The sequence below is a fragment of the Reyranella sp. GW821-FHT14A01 genome (assembly GCF_058803965.1).
The window spans coordinates 1-15,725 of the sequence record NZ_JBXAPM010000005.1 but is presented as its reverse complement, the minus strand read 5'-3'; the positions used below and the strand labels follow the sequence as shown (position 1 = coordinate 15,725).

General features: G+C 66.8%; 12 protein-coding genes. All 12 read left to right on the top strand.

Translation table 11 applies throughout. From position 1 onward, the window contains the following. The first annotated feature begins 93 nt into the window (after positions 1-93). The 12 genes from AC1ROX_RS11040 to AC1ROX_RS10985 all read left to right on the top strand — a co-directional run bounded on the left by AC1ROX_RS11040 (position 94) and on the right by AC1ROX_RS10985 (position 15,664). Positions 94-3,021, top strand: coding sequence for an FAD-binding and (Fe-S)-binding domain-containing protein (locus tag AC1ROX_RS11040; protein ID WP_493125369.1), 2,928 nt, complete (start codon positions 94-96; stop codon positions 3,019-3,021). Positions 3,022-3,139: 118 nt separating this feature from the next. Next, the gene (nudC, locus tag AC1ROX_RS11035) at positions 3,140-3,994 is read left to right on the top strand and encodes an NAD(+) diphosphatase (protein WP_493125367.1); all 855 of its coding nucleotides are present in this window, start codon (positions 3,140-3,142) and stop codon (positions 3,992-3,994) included. An 18-nt stretch (positions 3,995-4,012) separates the two neighbouring features. After that, positions 4,013-5,149 carry an NADH:flavin oxidoreductase/NADH oxidase gene (locus AC1ROX_RS11030; protein WP_493125365.1) on the top strand — a complete coding sequence of 379 codons (1,137 nt, stop codon included), beginning with the start codon at positions 4,013-4,015 and terminating at the stop codon, positions 5,147-5,149. A gap of 9 nt (positions 5,150-5,158) precedes the next feature. Then, the gene (locus AC1ROX_RS11025) at positions 5,159-5,518 is read left to right on the top strand and encodes a response regulator (RefSeq protein ID WP_493125363.1); all 360 of its coding nucleotides are present in this window, start codon (positions 5,159-5,161) and stop codon (positions 5,516-5,518) included. Between the two features lie 6 nt (positions 5,519-5,524). Further along, positions 5,525-7,702, top strand: coding sequence for a hybrid sensor histidine kinase/response regulator (locus AC1ROX_RS11020; protein WP_493125361.1), 2,178 nt, complete (start codon positions 5,525-5,527; stop codon positions 7,700-7,702). A 129-nt stretch (positions 7,703-7,831) separates the two neighbouring features. Continuing rightward, a complete protein-coding gene (locus AC1ROX_RS11015) occupies positions 7,832-8,821 on the top strand; it encodes an HlyD family secretion protein (RefSeq protein WP_493125359.1) in 990 nt (329 codons plus the stop codon). Next, entirely contained in the window at positions 8,818-9,972 is a 1,155-nt protein-coding gene (locus AC1ROX_RS11010; RefSeq protein WP_493125358.1) for an FUSC family protein, read from the top strand. The genes AC1ROX_RS11015 and AC1ROX_RS11010 overlap by 4 nt, the downstream gene beginning before the upstream one ends. Positions 9,973-10,094: 122 nt before the next feature. Next, positions 10,095-10,994, top strand: a complete 900-nt coding sequence (locus AC1ROX_RS11005) for a DMT family transporter (RefSeq protein WP_493125356.1) — start codon at positions 10,095-10,097, stop codon at positions 10,992-10,994. A 260-nt stretch (positions 10,995-11,254) separates the two neighbouring features. Next, the gene (locus tag AC1ROX_RS11000) at positions 11,255-12,337 is read left to right on the top strand and encodes an ABC transporter substrate-binding protein (protein ID WP_493125354.1); all 1,083 of its coding nucleotides are present in this window, start codon (positions 11,255-11,257) and stop codon (positions 12,335-12,337) included. Next, positions 12,337-13,272, top strand: coding sequence for an ABC transporter permease (locus AC1ROX_RS10995; protein WP_493125352.1), 936 nt, complete (start codon positions 12,337-12,339; stop codon positions 13,270-13,272). Before AC1ROX_RS11000 ends, AC1ROX_RS10995 begins: the two co-directional genes overlap by 1 nt. Then, the gene (locus AC1ROX_RS10990; RefSeq protein WP_493125350.1) at positions 13,262-14,089 is read left to right on the top strand and encodes an ABC transporter ATP-binding protein; all 828 of its coding nucleotides are present in this window, start codon (positions 13,262-13,264) and stop codon (positions 14,087-14,089) included. Before AC1ROX_RS10995 ends, AC1ROX_RS10990 begins: the two co-directional genes overlap by 11 nt. A gap of 33 nt (positions 14,090-14,122) precedes the next feature. Next, complete coding sequence (locus AC1ROX_RS10985) at positions 14,123-15,664, top strand: amidohydrolase family protein (protein ID WP_493125348.1); 1,542 nt, start codon at positions 14,123-14,125, stop codon at positions 15,662-15,664. Positions 15,665-15,725: the final 61 nt, after the last annotated feature.

Sequence of the window (15,725 nt, the reverse complement as noted above, 5' to 3'; positions counted from 1 at the left end):
CACTGCGCCAGCGACGATAATGCTGTCATCCCGAACGCAGTGAGGGACCTTTCGCTTCGCGGCGGGCGGGCGCTTTAGGACGGTTTTTTGGATATGGCCAGTCTCGAACAAACGTTGCGTCGCACCCTCAAGGGAGAGGTCCTGTTCGACCGGGCCTCGCGCGGGCGGTACTCGACCGATGCGTCGATCTATCAGGTCGAGCCGGTAGGCGTGGTGGTGCCGCGCGACGAGGCCGACCTTGCCCGTGCCGTCGACGTGGCGCGCGATGCCAAGGCTGCGATCCTGCCGCGTGGCGCCGGCACCTCGCAGTGCGGGCAGACCGTGGGCGAGGCGCTGGTCATCGACTGCTCGAAGTACCTGCGCGAGATCGTGGGCTTCGACAGGAACAAGGCGCAGGTGACCGTGCAGCCGGGCGTCGTGCTCGACCAGCTCAATGCCTGGCTGAAGCCGCACGGACTCTGGTATCCGGTCGACGTCTCGACCTCGGCGCAGTGCACGCTGGGCGGCATGGCGGGCAACAATTCCTGCGGCTCGCGGTCGATCCGCTACGGCAACATGGTGCACAACGTGGCCTCGATCGACGCGCTGCTGGCCAACGGCCAGCGGGCGCGCTTTGGATCCGCACGGCCCGAGGACATGCCCGAGAGCGTGCGCACCATCGCCGACAAGGTGGCGGAACTCGCCTTCGCCCAGCGCGCCGAGATCGAGCGCATGTATCCGCACGTGCTGCGCCGGGTCGGCGGCTACAATCTCGACATCTTCTTCCCGCAGTCGGAGCGGCCCTACACGACCGACAACTCGGTGAACCTCGCGCACCTGCTGGTGGGCAGCGAGGGCACGCTGGCGGTGACCGAGCGGCTGACGCTCAACCTGGCACCGCTGCCCAAGTACAAGACCCTGGGCGTCGTGAACTTCCCCAGCTTCTACAAGGCGATGGACAGCGCCCAGCACATCGTGAAGCTGAAGCCGGCCGCCGTGGAGCTGGTCGACCGCACGATGATCGAGCTGGCGCGCGCCAATCCCGCCTTCCGGCCGGTGATCGAGCGGGCGCTGATCGGCAAGCCCGAGGCAATCCTGCTGGTCGAGTTCGCGGGTGAAGAGCGCGAAGACCAGCTGCGCGACCTCGCGCGCCTCGTCGAGCTGATGGCCGATCTCGGCATGCCGGGCAGCGTCGTCGAGATGCCGGAGCCCAGGCCGCAGTCGGAACTGTGGGAGGTCCGCAAGGCCGGCCTCAACATCATGATGTCGATGAAGGGCGACGGTAAGCCCGTCTCGTTCATCGAGGACTGCGCCGTCCCGCTCGAGCACCTTGCCGACTACACGCAGCGCCTGACCGACGTGTTCGGCAAGCACGGCACGCGCGGCACCTGGTACGCCCATGCCTCGGTCGGCACGCTGCATGTGCGGCCGATCCTCGACATGCGCCGCGACGGTGCGGAGAAGATGCGCGCGATCGCCGAGGAAGCCTCGGCGCTGGTGCGTGAGTACAAGGGCGCCTTCTCGGGCGAGCATGGCGACGGGCTGGTGCGCTCGGAATGGGTGGCCTGGCAGTTCGGGCCGCAACTCACCAAGGCATTCGAGACGGTCAAGGACCTGTTCGATCCCGAGAACATCCTGAACCCCGGCAAGATCGTGCGGCCGTCGCGCATGGACGACCGATCGCTGTTCCGCTTCAAGCCGGGCTACGAATCGATCAACTACACGCCGGCGCTCGACTGGTCGGCCTGGAACGTCCAGACCGATCCGGTCACCGAGATCTCGACGGCACCCGGCACCGGCGGCGACCTGGCCGGCGGCTTCGCGAAGGCCGCGGAGATGTGCAACAACAACGGCCATTGCCGGAAGTTCGACGCCGGCACCATGTGCCCGTCCTTCCGCGTGACGCGCGACGAGAAGCACCTGACGCGCGGCCGCGCCAACACGCTGCGGCTGGCGCTCTCCGGCCAGCTCGGATCGGAAGGCCTGCGCTCCGACGCGGTCGCGGCGGCGATGGACCTTTGCGTGAGCTGCAAGGGCTGCAAGCGCGACTGCCCGACCGGCGTCGACATGGCGCGCATGAAGATCGAGGTGAAGTCGGCGCGTCGCATGGCCAAGGGCCTGAGCTGGCGCGACCGGCTGATCGGCGCCACGCCGTCGTTGGCGCCGTGGGCCCGCCGCCTGCCCTGGCTGTTCAATGCGGCGTGGTTCGTGCAGTCGTATCTCGGCTTCGCCAAGCAGCGCCGCCTGCCGCGGTGGCGCGGCGACACGTTCCTGTCGACCACCGGGGTCGACGATGGCGACGCCACGGTGGTGATCTTCGCCGACACCTTCTCGAACAACTTCGACCCCGAGATCCTGCACGCCGCGCGGCGGGTGCTGACGGCGGCCGGCCATCGCGTGGCCGTCGCCTGGCCGACGCTGGGCGCGCCGGCCCTGTGCTGCGGCCGTACCTATCTGGCGACCGGCCAGGTCGAACGGGCGACCGCGGAGGCGCGGCGCACGCTGAACGCGCTGCGGCCCTTCGCGCAGAAGGGCGTGCCGATCATCGGCCTGGAACCGTCCTGCCTGTTCACCCTGCGTGACGAGTTCCTGGCGCTGGGCCTCGGCGAGGATGCCGAGCAGGTCGCCGCCCATGCGGTGCTGTTCGAGGAGTTCCTCGCCCGCGAGAAGAAGGCGGGACGCCTCGACCTCGACCTGCAGCCGCTCGCCGAGAAGAAGGCGCTGCTGCACGGCCACTGCCATCAGAAGGCCTTCGGGGCGATGAGCGCGGTGCAGGAAGTGCTCTCGCTGGTCCCCGACCTTGCCGTGACGCCGATCGAATCGAGCTGCTGCGGCATGGCCGGCAGCTTCGGTTACGAAGCCGAGCATTACGAGACCTCTATCGCCATGGCCGAGCTGTCGCTCTTGCCGGCGGTGCGCAAGGCCGATGCCGGGACCTTGGTCGTGGCCGACGGCACGTCATGCCGGCACCAGATCGCCGACGGGGCCGACCGTCAGGCGATACATGTGGCGCAGGTGCTGGAACGCGCCTTGGCCGCTTGATCCAATTGCGGCGGCGGCGGGCCTGTGGCACGGTCCGCGGCCTATGAGAAACCCAAGAAATCCCTATTCCAGCGCCGAAATCGACCGTGCCAGCCATGAGCGCGAGGACGATGAACGGATGATCGAACTGGCCTCCTCGGGGGCCGCCCGGTTCGTGCCGATCGACACCGAGAAGAACCTGGTGAAGACCGGCGGCAATCCGGAAGCCGTCTTCCTCCAGGGCATGATGGGCCGGGCGGTGGCCAACTCGAGCGACGTCCAGATCTTCCTGGGTTACGTCGAGGGTACGCCGTACTTCGCCGTCGACGTCACCGGCAAGGACACGCCGCTGAAGGACCTCGGCGAGTTCGTCGACCTGCGCCAGGTCGGTCCGCTGCTCTTCGCGCGCGAGGGCTCGATCCTCGCCTATGCGCGCGGCATGACCTACTGGCATCGCCGCCATCGCTATTGCGGCGTCTGCGGCGCCAGCACCAAGGTCACGCGCGGTGGCCATGTGCGCATGTGCACCAACGAGAATTGCAAGACCGAGACCTTCCCGCGCACCGATCCCGCGGTGATCATGCTGGTCCATCACGGCGACAAGTGCCTGCTGGGTCGCGGCAAGCATTTCCCGCGCGGCATGCACTCGACCCTGGCGGGCTTCGTCGAACCCGGCGAGAGCTTCGAGGATGCGGTCGCCCGCGAGGTCTACGAGGAAGTGAAGGTCAAGGTGAGGGACGTGATCTATCGCTCGTCCCAGCCCTGGCCATTCCCGGCCTCGGTGATGATCGGCTTCCACGCGGAAGCCGAGTCGCTGGACTTCAGCGTCAACGAATCCGAACTCGAAAGCGCGCGCTGGATGAGCCGCGAGGAGTTGCGGACCGAGAACCTGCCGAAGGACGGCTCCTTCTTCATGCCGCGCCGCGATTCGATCGCCCGCCGCCTGATCGAGGAGTGGCTGGGCCACGAGGCCGGACCTTCGATCAACGGCTGACCCTTTCGAGGAATATCAATGACCGCCCAACTCTTCACACCCGTCGAGCTCGGCGGTGTCACGCTGCCCAACCGCATCATCGTCTCGCCGATGTGCCAGTACTCGGCCGTCGACGGCAGCGCCCAGCCCTGGCACCAGGTGCATTACGGCATGCTGTCCATGTCGGGCGCCGGCCTGCTCTGCCTCGAGGCCACGCATGTCGAGCGCGAGGGCCGCATCACGCAGGGCTGCCTCGGTATCTACAGCGACGAGAACGAAGCGGCGCTGAAGCCCGTCATCGACTGGGTGCGCGGCTGGATGCCGGAGGTGAAGCTCGGCGTGCAGCTCGCCCATGCCGGCCGCAAGGCCTCGGCGCAGCGGCCGTGGAAGGGCGGCGGTCCGCTCAGCCAGGCCGATGCGCCGGATCTTCCGTGGACGACCTTCGGCCCGTCGGCGCTGGCCTACGATCCGGAGAAGGAATGGCACACGCCGGTGGCGCTCGACACGGTCGGTCTGAAGAAGGTGAAGCAGGCCTTTGTCGACGCTGCCGAGCGCAGCCTGCGCCTGGGCTTCGACGTGGTCGAACTGCACGGCGCCCACGGCTACCTGCTCAGCCAGTTCCTGTCGCCGCTCAGCAACCATCGCACCGACGAGTATGGCGGCACGGCCGACAAGCGGCGTCGCTTCCCGCTCGAAGTGTTCGAAGCCGTACGCAGGATGTGGCCCGCGGAGAAGGCACTGGGCATGCGCCTGTCGGCCGTCGAATGGGTCGAGGGCGGCGTCACCATCGAGGACACGATCGAGACGGCGCGCCAGCTCAAGGCGCTGGGCTGCGACTTCGTCGACATCAGCTCGGGTGGCAACGTGCCTGGCCAGAAGATCACGCTGGGACCGGGTTATCACGTGCCGTTCGCGGCGCGCGTCCGCAAGGAAGCGGGCATCAAGACCTGGGCGGTCGGTCTCATCACCGAGCCGGAGCAGGCCGAGAAGATCATCGCGTCGGGCGAGGCCGACTGCACGGCACATGCCCGGCCCTTCCTGCTCGACCCGCGCTGGGCGTGGAATGCGGCGCGAACGCTGGGTGTGGAAACCCCGTCCTTGCCGTTGCCCGCGGCGCGCGCCACAACCATCCTGCCGTTCAAGCGCCAACCCGGCATGGCCAAGGCGGCGGAATAGGGCTGTTGCATGTCGAGTGTGTTGCTGGCGGAAGACGAGTTCCTGATCCGCGCCGTCCTGGTCGACGCGCTGAGCGACGTCGGCGTCGAATGCATCGAGGCAGCCACCGGGCGCGAGGCGCTCGACGTCGTACAGGGTGACACGCCGCTCGCCGCCATCATCGTCGATATCGGGCTGCCTGACATGTCGGGCGAGAAGGTGATCGAGGCGGCGGCCCGGCACCGGCCGGATGTGCCGATCATCCGCTGTTCGGGCGCCTCCGCCCCGAGCGCATTGCCGGCCAGTATCAGGACGCACTCGTTTCCCAAGCCCTACAGTGCGTCGGCGCTCTCGAACTTCGTGGTCTCCCTCATTCGCAAGGACCCCTAGGCGCCCGTGCGGAGACTTCTGAAACTTCAGACTTGGACGCTTCGCGGCACGACGGCGGCGGACGCGTCCTTCGTTCTCCTTGCCGCGACCGTCATCGTGCCGGTTCTGCTGTTCGTCGGGGCGAGCTGGCTGGCGTACGGCGACACGCAGCGGCAATACGAGGAGCGGATCGGCCGTACCCTCGATCTTCTCTACGTCGGCGCCCGCGCCACCTTCGAGACGCAGCAGCTCATCGTGAGCAACGTGCTGGGCCTGGTCGACGACCTGAACGATTCCGAGATCCAGCAGAACGAGGCCAGGCTCCACGAGCAGCTCCAGCACCTCATCCGCAGGCTGCCGCAGGTCGAGGACGTGTTCATCCTGGACAGGGACGGCAGGCCGCTGGTCGCCGCCAACGTGTTTCCCATGCCGGCCAACGTATCGGCCGCGGACCGGCCCTATTTCATCGCCCATCGCGACGGCAACGAGCAGCGCTACATCAGCGAGGCGTTCCGCAGCCGCATCAAGGGCTCCGACATCTTCCAGTACAGCGAACGGCGGCAACGGGCGGACGGCGGCTTCGACGGCGTCGTCCTCGTGGCGATACCGCCGGCCTATTTCAGCAGGCTGTTCGAGCAGGCGGCCGGGGTGGACAACTATACGACGTCGCTCGTGCGCGCCGACGGCGAACTGCTGGCGCGCTATCCGGCCTCGCCCGGCACCACGACGCGGCTCGAACGCGGATCCAGGTTCATGCAGGCGATCGCTGCCGCTCCCGAGACCGGTACCTACAGCACGTCGAGCGGCAGCTTCGATGGCGTTGCGCGCACGGTGGTCTATCGCAAACTGCCCGATTTGCCGGTCTATGTGGCGGTAGGGGTTGCCAGTGCCTCCGTCCGGGAAGCCTGGCTGCATCGCATGGCGGCGCATCTTCTGTTCGGCCTGCCGGCGACCCTGGCGCTGTTCGCCCTGGCGCTGCTCGCCTCGCGCCGGGCGGCGAGCCAGAGCGAGACGCTCGAAAGGCTGCGCGAGGAGCAGATTCGCCGCGCGACCGTGGAAGAGAGCCTCCGCCAGTCGCAGAAGATGACGGCCGTCGGCCAGCTCACCGCCGGCATCGCGCACGACTTCAACAACCTGCTCACCGGCATCGGCGGCGCGATCGAGATGGTCGGCCGGCGCGTGCCGCAGCCGACGCCCGACGTCGTGCGCTTCCTCGACCTCGCCCGGACCGGCGTGTCGCGGGCCGCGACGCTTACCCAGCGCATGCTGGCTTTCGCGCGCCAGCAGCCGCTGCAGATCGAGGCGGTCGACGCCAACCGGCTGGTCACCGGCATGTCGGAGCTGCTGCGCCGTACCCTGGGCGAATCCGTGGAGATCGAGACGGTGCTGAGCGGTGGCCTGTGGCGTGCGACCGCCGACCCGGCACAGCTCGAGGCCGCGGTCCTCAATCTGGCGATCAACGCGCGCGACGCGATGCCGGGCGGTGGAACGCTCACGATCGAGACGGCGAACGCCCATCTCGACGATGCCTATGCCGCGGCCAACGCCGAGGTCACACCCGGCCAGTTCGTGATGATCGCGGTCTCCGACACCGGCACCGGCATGGACCAGCAGACGATCGCCCGCGCCTTCGAGCCGTTCTTCACCACCAAGGAACGCGGCCAGGGCACCGGCCTCGGCCTCAGCATGACCTACGGTTACGTGAAACAGATCAGCGGTCACCTGAAGATCTACAGCGAGCTCGGCCACGGCTCGACGGTGAAGATCTATCTGCCGCGCGCCCATGCCGACGCGACGGCCATCCCGGAGCTGGCGCCGATGGTCAGCGTCGCGGCAGGGGCGGGGCCGGTCGTGCTGGTCGTCGAGGACGATCCGGTCGTGCGCGAGTTCGCCGTGGCGGCCTGCCGCGAATGCGGCTGTACGGTCTACGAGGCCGGCGACGGCGAGCACGCGCTGCGCCTGCTGGAAAATCACAGCGATATCCAGCTCCTGTTCACCGATGTCGGCCTGCCCGGCGGCATGAACGGCCGCCAGCTTGCCGGCGTGGCCGTGGCGCGGCGGCCCGATCTCAAGGTCCTCTACACCACGGGCTACACGGCCAACGCGATCGTTCATCACGGCGTCATCGATGCCGGGGTGAATTTCCTCGGGAAGCCGTTCTCGGTGGCTGCACTTGCAGCCAAGATCAAGGGCATGGGCTTCTAGGCCGGCGCGGGTTAATTTCGGCGCACAATGCCGCCCGATGTAACCCAGCCTTCAGACAAGCCACCGGAGACTGTTCCCGCTGCGGCGCCTGCGCCAGCACCTGCGCCCGAAGCTGCTGCCGCACCGCCCGTGCGGCCGGCCAGGGAGACCACCAGGCTGCATCGCCTGCTGACGGTCGGCGGCACGATCCTCGGCCTGTTCATCCTCTACGAAGTCGTCACCTACTTTGTCGCCTACACCGACGACGCCTATGTCCGCTCCGACCTGGTGGCGGTGGCGCCGCAGGTGACGGGGCAGATCATCGAGGTCCATGTCGTCGACAACCAGGACGTCAAGATCGGCGACAAGCTGTTCACGATCGATCCGGAGCCGTTCCAGCTCGTGGTCAATCAGTGGAAGGCGCAGATCGATCGGGCCGTTGCCCAGCTGAAGGTCGCGCAGGAGGAGCTGGCGCTGGCCCAGGCGGCCCTGCAGGTGTCGACGTCGAGCCACACCTACGCCGTCCAGGAGCAGAGCCGGTTCTCCGATCTTGCGAAGCGGGAATTCGCACCGATCGCCGAGCTCGACCGGGCCAACGACCAGCTGCGCCGGTCCCAGGCCGAAATGACGATGTCTACGGTGGCCATCGCCAAGGCCGAGACCGATATCGGCGCGCATCAGGCGTCGCTGGAACTGGCCAAGGCGCAACTGGCGTCCGCGCAATGGAACCTCGACCGCACCGTGGTCCATGCGCCCAACAACGGGGCGATCACCAACCTGACGATCCGCAAGGGCGACATGGCCACGATCAATATCCCGATCGTCGGCATCGTGGACTCCGACGCCTGGCGCATCATGGCCAACTACAAGCAGTACTATATTCGCGACTTCAAGGTCGGCGACACTGCCTGGGTCTGGCTCGATAGCTCGCCCTGGCATTTCCACAAGGCCAGAATCACCGGCATCGCCCGCGGCTTCAGCCGCAATCCCGGGGTGGACAAGCTTCTGCCCTATGTCGCGCCCACGACGGACTGGATCCGCCTGCAGCGCCGTATTCCAGTGACGATCGTGCTGGAGGATCTGCCGCCCGGCTACAAGCTCTACATGGGCGCCGACGCGCGCACCGTCATCTTCCCGTGAGCCGCGGTTCGGGCATGGGGCACTACGGCCGGGCGGTCGTCGAGGATTTCCGCGAGGGCGCCCGCCTTTTCGACCGGACGCTGACCGGCTTCTGGCGGGAGCTGGCCGACATCGGCACCCGGCCGGCGCAGGCGCGCATGGGCACCGTCGCGGCGGTCTCGGTGATGCTCACCACCACCGTGGCGCTGCTGATGCAGCTCGATGCGCCGTGGTGGGCGGCGATCAGCGGCTACATGTCCCTGATGTCGACCGGGGCGGGCTCAGTGCGGCGCGGCGTGCTGCGGCTCAGCGGCACGATCGCGGGCGCCGTGCTCGGCTTCGTCATGGCGCGCTGGCTGCCGTACGACCAGGTCGCGCTCTGCCTGTTCCTGGGCTGCGCGACCATGGCCGGGGTCGTTGCCATGCAGGTGAGCCCGCACGGGCTGGCCTGGCTCTTCATGTCGATCACCTCCAGCCTCGTGCTGCTGATGAGCCTGAACGACCCGACCCAGGCCTTCGAGATCGCCTGTTACCGCACGCTCGACGTGGCGGTCGGCGTGTCCTGTGCGATGGTGACGGCCAACATCCTGCAGGGATGGCATGCCGAGCCGCCGCCGACGGCGCCGGGCTGGCGGCACCTGCTGGGGGCGCAATGGCCGTCGGTGCTGCATGGGCTGCGCTCGGCGATCTCCGTGGTGATCGTGATGATCGTCTGGGTGATGGTCGACCTGCCGGACGTGGGCGAGATGGCGGTCACGATCGCTGTCGTGATGGCGGCACCCCTGATCGCCGACGGCGGCGGCGTCACCACCCGGCATCTGGTGGCCGAGAAGTCGTTCCATCGCTTCATGGGCTGCCTGCTGGGCGGCATCGTGGCCCTTGCCTGCCTCTCGCTGCAGGTCGAATCGTTCTTCTGGTGGCTGGCCATGATCGGCGGTGTCGTGTGGGTCGGCATGCACATCCAGATGGGCCGTCACGGCATCCCCTATGTCGGCACGCAGTTCGCGTTCGTCTTCGTCGTCACGATGGTGCAGGGGCTGGCGCCGCCCGACAGCATCATGCCGGGCGTCGACCGCTTCGCGGGCATCACCGGCGGCCTCGGCATCCTGATGATCGTGTCGCTGCTGCTGTGGCCGAGCGACGAGGAGATGAAGGCGGAGCGGGAGACCTAGCCGAGCTCCCGGGAAACGTTCACGGCCCATGCCATCTGCCGGAACGACCCATGCGCCTGCCGGGATTGCGCTGTCCGCCCGCTGCGCTTGTTTGACGGAGGCGGGACGCTAGTTTGGCGCGAATGAATGCCGACGCGTCCCCGCCGACCGACCGGATCCTGCGGGCCATCCTCTCGATCATATTCTCGGTCCTGTGCTTCTCCGTCCTGAACGCCATGTCCAAGACGCTGAGCCAGACCTATCCGGTCATCGAGGTGATCTGGGGCCGTTACGTCTTCGCCTTCGTCTTCATGATGGCGATCTTCCTGCCGCGTGCCGGACTGGCGCTGTTCCGCTGGCACAATGTGCCGAGCCAGATCGTGCGCGGCCTGCTGCTGTTCCTGTCCTCATACCTCTACTTCCACGGCATCGTCGACATGCCGCTGGCCTCGGCGGCGTCGATCTCGCTCACCAGCCCGCTGATCGTCACGGCGCTGTCGTCGAAGTTCCTGGGGGAACCGGTCGGCCCGAAACGCTGGGTGGCGGTCGTGATCGGCTTCGTCGGCGCGCTCATCGTTGTGCGGCCCGGCTCCGCGCACTTCGAATGGCATTCGCTCTGGATCGTCGGCAGCACGATCTCGAGTTCTCTCTACCAGCTCTTCTCCCGGCGCTACGGCCAGGCCGAGCGGCCCGATTCCTCGGCGACCATGGCGACCATCGTCGGCACCGCGGCCGCCTTGCCGCTGCTGCCGTTCGAATGGGTCACGCCCACCTTGGGCTGGCACTGGGTGCTGTTCGTCGGCATGGGCATCATGGCGGGCGTCGGCCATTACTTCCTAACCATCGCCTACAGCCAGGCGCCGGCCGCGGTCGTGGCGCCATTCAACTACGTCCAGCTCCTGGGCGCGGCGGCGCTGGGTTATCTCGTGTTCGGCGACTTCCCCGATTTCTGGACGTGGGTCGGCGCGGGCGTGATCATCTGCTCGGGCCTCTATCTCGGCCACATCGAGCGCCAGCGACACAAGGCGCTGATCAAGAAGTAGCGTGCGTGGTCAGGAATTGACCTGAGGTCGCGCCGCCGCGCGGCGGATTCACATTGCCATCGCGGCTTTTTGTGCTGGCACATCCCTTGCTTGAAATTCGGCAGCGCAGAATCGCGCTAGCGCGATTCTTCTCGGTTGGCGTGCCGGCACCTTTGAGGACGGTCGCACCGAGTAGCGACCGACAAGGAGTTGTCAGTCGCAGACTCGCCAGAACCCAGCAGTCGCCATTCAACAATCTCCGCTGCCCGAGGAGGCTCTCCATGTGTGATCGCATCGGCTGTACGCATTTTCCGACTCTGTCCCAGATGAATTTCAGCGGCACCGTCGCGCCGTCACGTCGCCGCTTCCTGAAAGGCACCGCGGCCGTCAGCACCATTACCATGGCAGCCGGCCCGGGCATGTTCATGGGCGGTCCGGCCCATGCCGCGGCCGGCATCAAGTCGACCCATGGCAGCGGCTTCTGCAATCTCAACCTCTTCCTGGCGCATTCGCGGCAATATGCGAAGGCGGCGGGCACCGAACTGATCTTCATCAACACGCCGACCTCGGCCGAGATGGTGACGTTCCTCGGCATGGGCCAGGTCGATATCGGCCTGATGCCCTACACCAGCTTCATGGCGCTTCACGACAAGGGCGCGCCGGTCAAGATCGTGGCCGGTGGCGGCGTCGAAGGTTGCGCCATCGTGGCGAGGCCCGGCCTCGATTCGCCGGAGAAGCTCAAGGGCAAGACGCTCGGCACCTTCCAGATGGATACGCTGGAGGTCATGCCCTACGACTACCTGAAGAAGCACAACATCGCCTTCAAGGACGTGAAGGTCCGCTACATGGGCAACACGCCCGAGGCCGTCGAGGCCTTCAAGGCGGGCGCCATCGACTGGATCTGCACGATCGAGCCCTACGCCTCGGCGCTGGTGGCCGACGTCAAGGGTGCGGTCATGCTGACCAACGGCGTCGATCTCTACGGCAAGGGCTACACCGATTGCGTGCTCGCGGCACGGGCGAGCCTGATCAAGGACAACCCGGCCGGGCTGAAGGCGATCATCAAGAGCATGATGCAGGCCCAGCTCGACGCCGAGACCGAGACCGAGGCGGTGCTGAAGGAGCTGGTCGGCAAGTACTACAAGACCTCGATGGAGAACGCGAAGATCGCCCAGGGCAAGCAGCCCGCCGTGGTCGACGCGCGCAGCCAGACCGACTTCATCCTGCAGCGCACCGACAGCGTTATGGAGATGGGCTACATCAAGAAAAAGCCCGGCCGTGACGCAATCGACTGGACCATGCTCGAGGCGGTGATCAAGGAGAACCCCGACCTCTACGGCAAGCTCAAGTACAAGTCCGCCTGATGGCTGTCGTCACGCGCGACAGCGAATCATCGGGCGCCGCCGCCGGGACATCCCGCCCGGCGGCGGCATCCCGGCTGCTGGCCTCGATGGCCGGGCTCGACTGGCTGGCCAAGATCTGGTGGACCTGCCTCTCGATCGGCCTGTTCGCGGGCCTGTGGGAACTGTGCTGGGCGATGGGCTGGGCGGACGAGAAGCTGCTGCCGCCGCCGCACATCTTCCTCGACAACATCGCCGAGCAGGGGCGGTACTTCAACACGGCCACGCGCTGGCAGGTCGGCCAGTCGATGACCGAGGGCCCGTCGGCCTTCGAATCGGTGCTGATCACCGGAGCCGCCACAACGGCGCGCGTGTTCGTGGGCCTCATCATCGCCTCGGTGCTGGCGATCGGTGTCGGCGTGCTGATCCGCTACTACCGCTTCTTCGACCGGCTGGTGCTGCCGACCATTACGCTGCTGTCTCCGGTGTCGCCGATCGCCTGGTTGCCGGTCGCGATCTTCCTGTTCGGCATAGGCAACGCGCCCGCCATCTTCATGGTCGTGGTGGCGCTATTCTTCCACATGGTGCTGGCGACCATCAACCAGATCGACACGGTCAACACCAACCTCATCAACGTGGCGCGCACCATGGGTGCCTCGAAGGCGCAGATCTATGCGCGCGTCATCGTTCCCGCCATCCTGCCCGGCATGCTCCAGGTCCTGCGCATGAACCTGTTCGGTGCCTGGATGGTGGTGCTGGTCGCCGAGTCGACGGGTGTCGGCTACGGCATGGGCCAGGTGATCATGCTGGCGCGCAACACTTTCAATCCATCGCTGGTGTTCTTCACCATCGCCGTGATCGGTGTGCTGGGCTTCACCTTCGACTGGTTGCTGCGGCTGGCGCAGCGTCGCATCCTGTACTGGTTGCCCGATACCGTGGAGAGACTGCGTGTCCTCTGAAGACGCCCCGCATTTTTCCTCGAAGGACGCCGTGGTCTGCCGCGGCGTCGGCAAGACCTGGGCGGTGGGTACCAAGCGCGCCCACAACGCCCTGACCGACATCGACCTCGACATCGCACCGGGCGAGTTCGTGGTCTTCCTCGGCCCCTCGGGCTGCGGCAAGAGCACCTTGCTCTACCTGATCGCCGGCCTCGAGGATGCGACGGAAGGCAAGCTCTGGTCGTTCGGCGACCTCGTGGACAAGCCGTCGCCCGAGCGCAGCCTGATCTTCCAGGAGACTTCGCTCTTCCCGTGGCTGACCGTGTGGGAGAACGTGAGCTTCGGCCTGTCGATCCGCGGCGCCAGCAAGGAGGAGCGCCGCACCGTCGCGGGCGAAGCCTTGCAGCGGGTCGGCCTCAAGGCCGCGATGGACAAGCGGCCCGACGAACTGTCCGGCGGAATGCGCCAGCGGGTCGCCGTGGCCCGCGCGCTCGCCATGCGTCCCAAGGTCCTGCTGATGGACGAGCCCTTTGCCGCGCTCGACGTCCAGACGCGCGCGCGCATGCAGGACTTCCTGCTCGACGTCTGGCGCGATTCGGGCGCTTCGGTCCTGTTCGTCACCCACCATATCGACGAGGCGGTGGCGCTGGCCGACCGGGTGGTCGTCTTCACCTCGCGGCCGGGCCGCATCAAGACCATCGTGCCGATCGACATGCCGCGTCCGCGCAACCTCTTCTCGCGCGAGGCGGAGGATCTGCGCATCCAGCTCACCGACCTGTTGCGCGACGAGGTCGACCGCGCCTTTGCCGAGCAGGAAGCGCTCGCCGTAACGGCCTGATTTCATAGTCATTCATCGAAGGAGAAGCCGACCATGGCCACCAGCCTGATCCGAAGCCGCGCCGCCATCACCGGCACCAAGGACCGTTTCACCTGGAACGAGATCAAGGACGGCGCCGTCCTGCAGGAAGACGGCGTCATCGTCGCCATCGGCACCTATGACGATCTGCACGCCAAGCACCCGACCGTGTCGGTGATCGGCACCGGCAAGGAGATCCTGCTGCCGGGCTTCGTGAACGGCCATCACCATGTCGGCCTGACACCGGTCCAGCTGGGCTCGCCCGACATGCCGCTCGAACTGTGGTTCATCACCCGCATGGTGATCCGCAATCTCGACCTCTATCTCGACACCCTCTACTCGGCCTTCGAGATGATCGGCTCGGGCATCACCACGGTGCAGCACATCCAGGGCTGGATGCCGGGCACCTTGCCCGATGTCGAGAAGCGCGCGACCGAGACCATCAAGGCCTACGAAGATGTCGGCATGCGCGTAAGCTATTGCTACGCGGTGCGCGACCAGAACCGGCTCGTCTACCAGGCCGACGAGGAGTTCGTCAGGAGCCTGCCGAGCGAGCTGCGGGGGCCGATGCAGCGCTGGTTCGACCGCTTCAAGATGAGCCTCGACGACGCGATGGACATGTTCAAATCGTTCCATTCGCAGCATCACAACAAGCGCCGGGTGAAGATCCAGCTCGCGCCGGCCAACCTGCACTGGTGCTCGGACCCGGCGCTGACGAAGCTCAGCGAGGCCTCGGCCAAGTACAACGTACCGATGCACATGCACCTGCTCGAGACGGCCTACCAGAAGGAATATGCCTGGCGGCGCGGCAACTGCACGGCGCTGGAATATATCGACCGCTTCGGCATGGTGAACGAGCGCCTAACCCTGGGCCATGGCGTGTGGCTGAACGAGAAGGACATCGACCGGCTCGCCGAGGCCAAGGGCTGCGTCTGCCACAACTGCTCGTCCAACTTCCGCCTGCGCTCGGGCGTGGCGGCGCTCAATCACTTCGAGAAGAAAGGCATCAACACCGCGATCGGCCTCGACGAGGCCGGCATCAACGACGACCGCGACATGCTGCAGGAGCTGAAGCTGGTGCTGCGCGCCCACCGCGTGCCGGGCATGGTCGAGGCCGACGTGCCGACCATGGCGCAGGTGCTGCGCATGGCGACGGTCGGCGGCGCGAAGACGACGCCGTTCGGCGAAAGCATCGGCACCCTGGAGGTCGGCAAGGCCGCCGACATGGTGCTGATCGACTGGGAGAGCGTGGCCTATCCCTATCTCGACGAGATGACCCCGACGCTCGACGCGGTGGTGCAGCGCGCCAAGCAGCAGGCCGTCACCATGACGATGTGCGACGGCGAGGTGATCTACAAGGACGGCACCTTCACCAAGGTCGACCGGACGGCGGCCCTGAAGGCGCTGCACGACGATCTCAGCAAGGCCCTGGCCGACGACGAGGTCGAGCGCCGCAAGCTCTCGCTCGCGCTGCTGCCGCACGCCCGGAAGTTCTACGAGAACTACATGGACCCGTCGAAGCACCAGCCGTTCTACAGCACGAGCTCGCGGGTGTGATGCTGGGGGCGCGCCACTCCAGTGGCGCGTCTTCTCTTGAATCTTGAACGCGCCACTGGAG

Excerpts from the sequence above, each read along its gene's own strand:
- AC1ROX_RS11040 (WP_493125369.1), top strand. The coding sequence starts at position 94 with ATGGCCAGTCTCGAACAAACGTTGCGTCGCACCCTCAAGGGAGAGGTC.
- nudC (WP_493125367.1), top strand. The coding sequence starts at position 3,140 with ATGATCGAACTGGCCTCCTCGGGGGCCGCCCGGTTCGTGCCGATCGAC.
- AC1ROX_RS11030 (WP_493125365.1), top strand. The coding sequence starts at position 4,013 with ATGACCGCCCAACTCTTCACACCCGTCGAGCTCGGCGGTGTCACGCTG.
- AC1ROX_RS11025 (WP_493125363.1), top strand. The coding sequence starts at position 5,159 with ATGTCGAGTGTGTTGCTGGCGGAAGACGAGTTCCTGATCCGCGCCGTC.
- AC1ROX_RS11005 (WP_493125356.1), top strand. The coding sequence starts at position 10,095 with ATGAATGCCGACGCGTCCCCGCCGACCGACCGGATCCTGCGGGCCATC.
- AC1ROX_RS11000 (WP_493125354.1), top strand. The coding sequence starts at position 11,255 with ATGTGTGATCGCATCGGCTGTACGCATTTTCCGACTCTGTCCCAGATG.
- AC1ROX_RS10995 (WP_493125352.1), top strand. The coding sequence starts at position 12,337 with ATGGCTGTCGTCACGCGCGACAGCGAATCATCGGGCGCCGCCGCCGGG.
- AC1ROX_RS10985 (WP_493125348.1), top strand. The coding sequence starts at position 14,123 with ATGGCCACCAGCCTGATCCGAAGCCGCGCCGCCATCACCGGCACCAAG.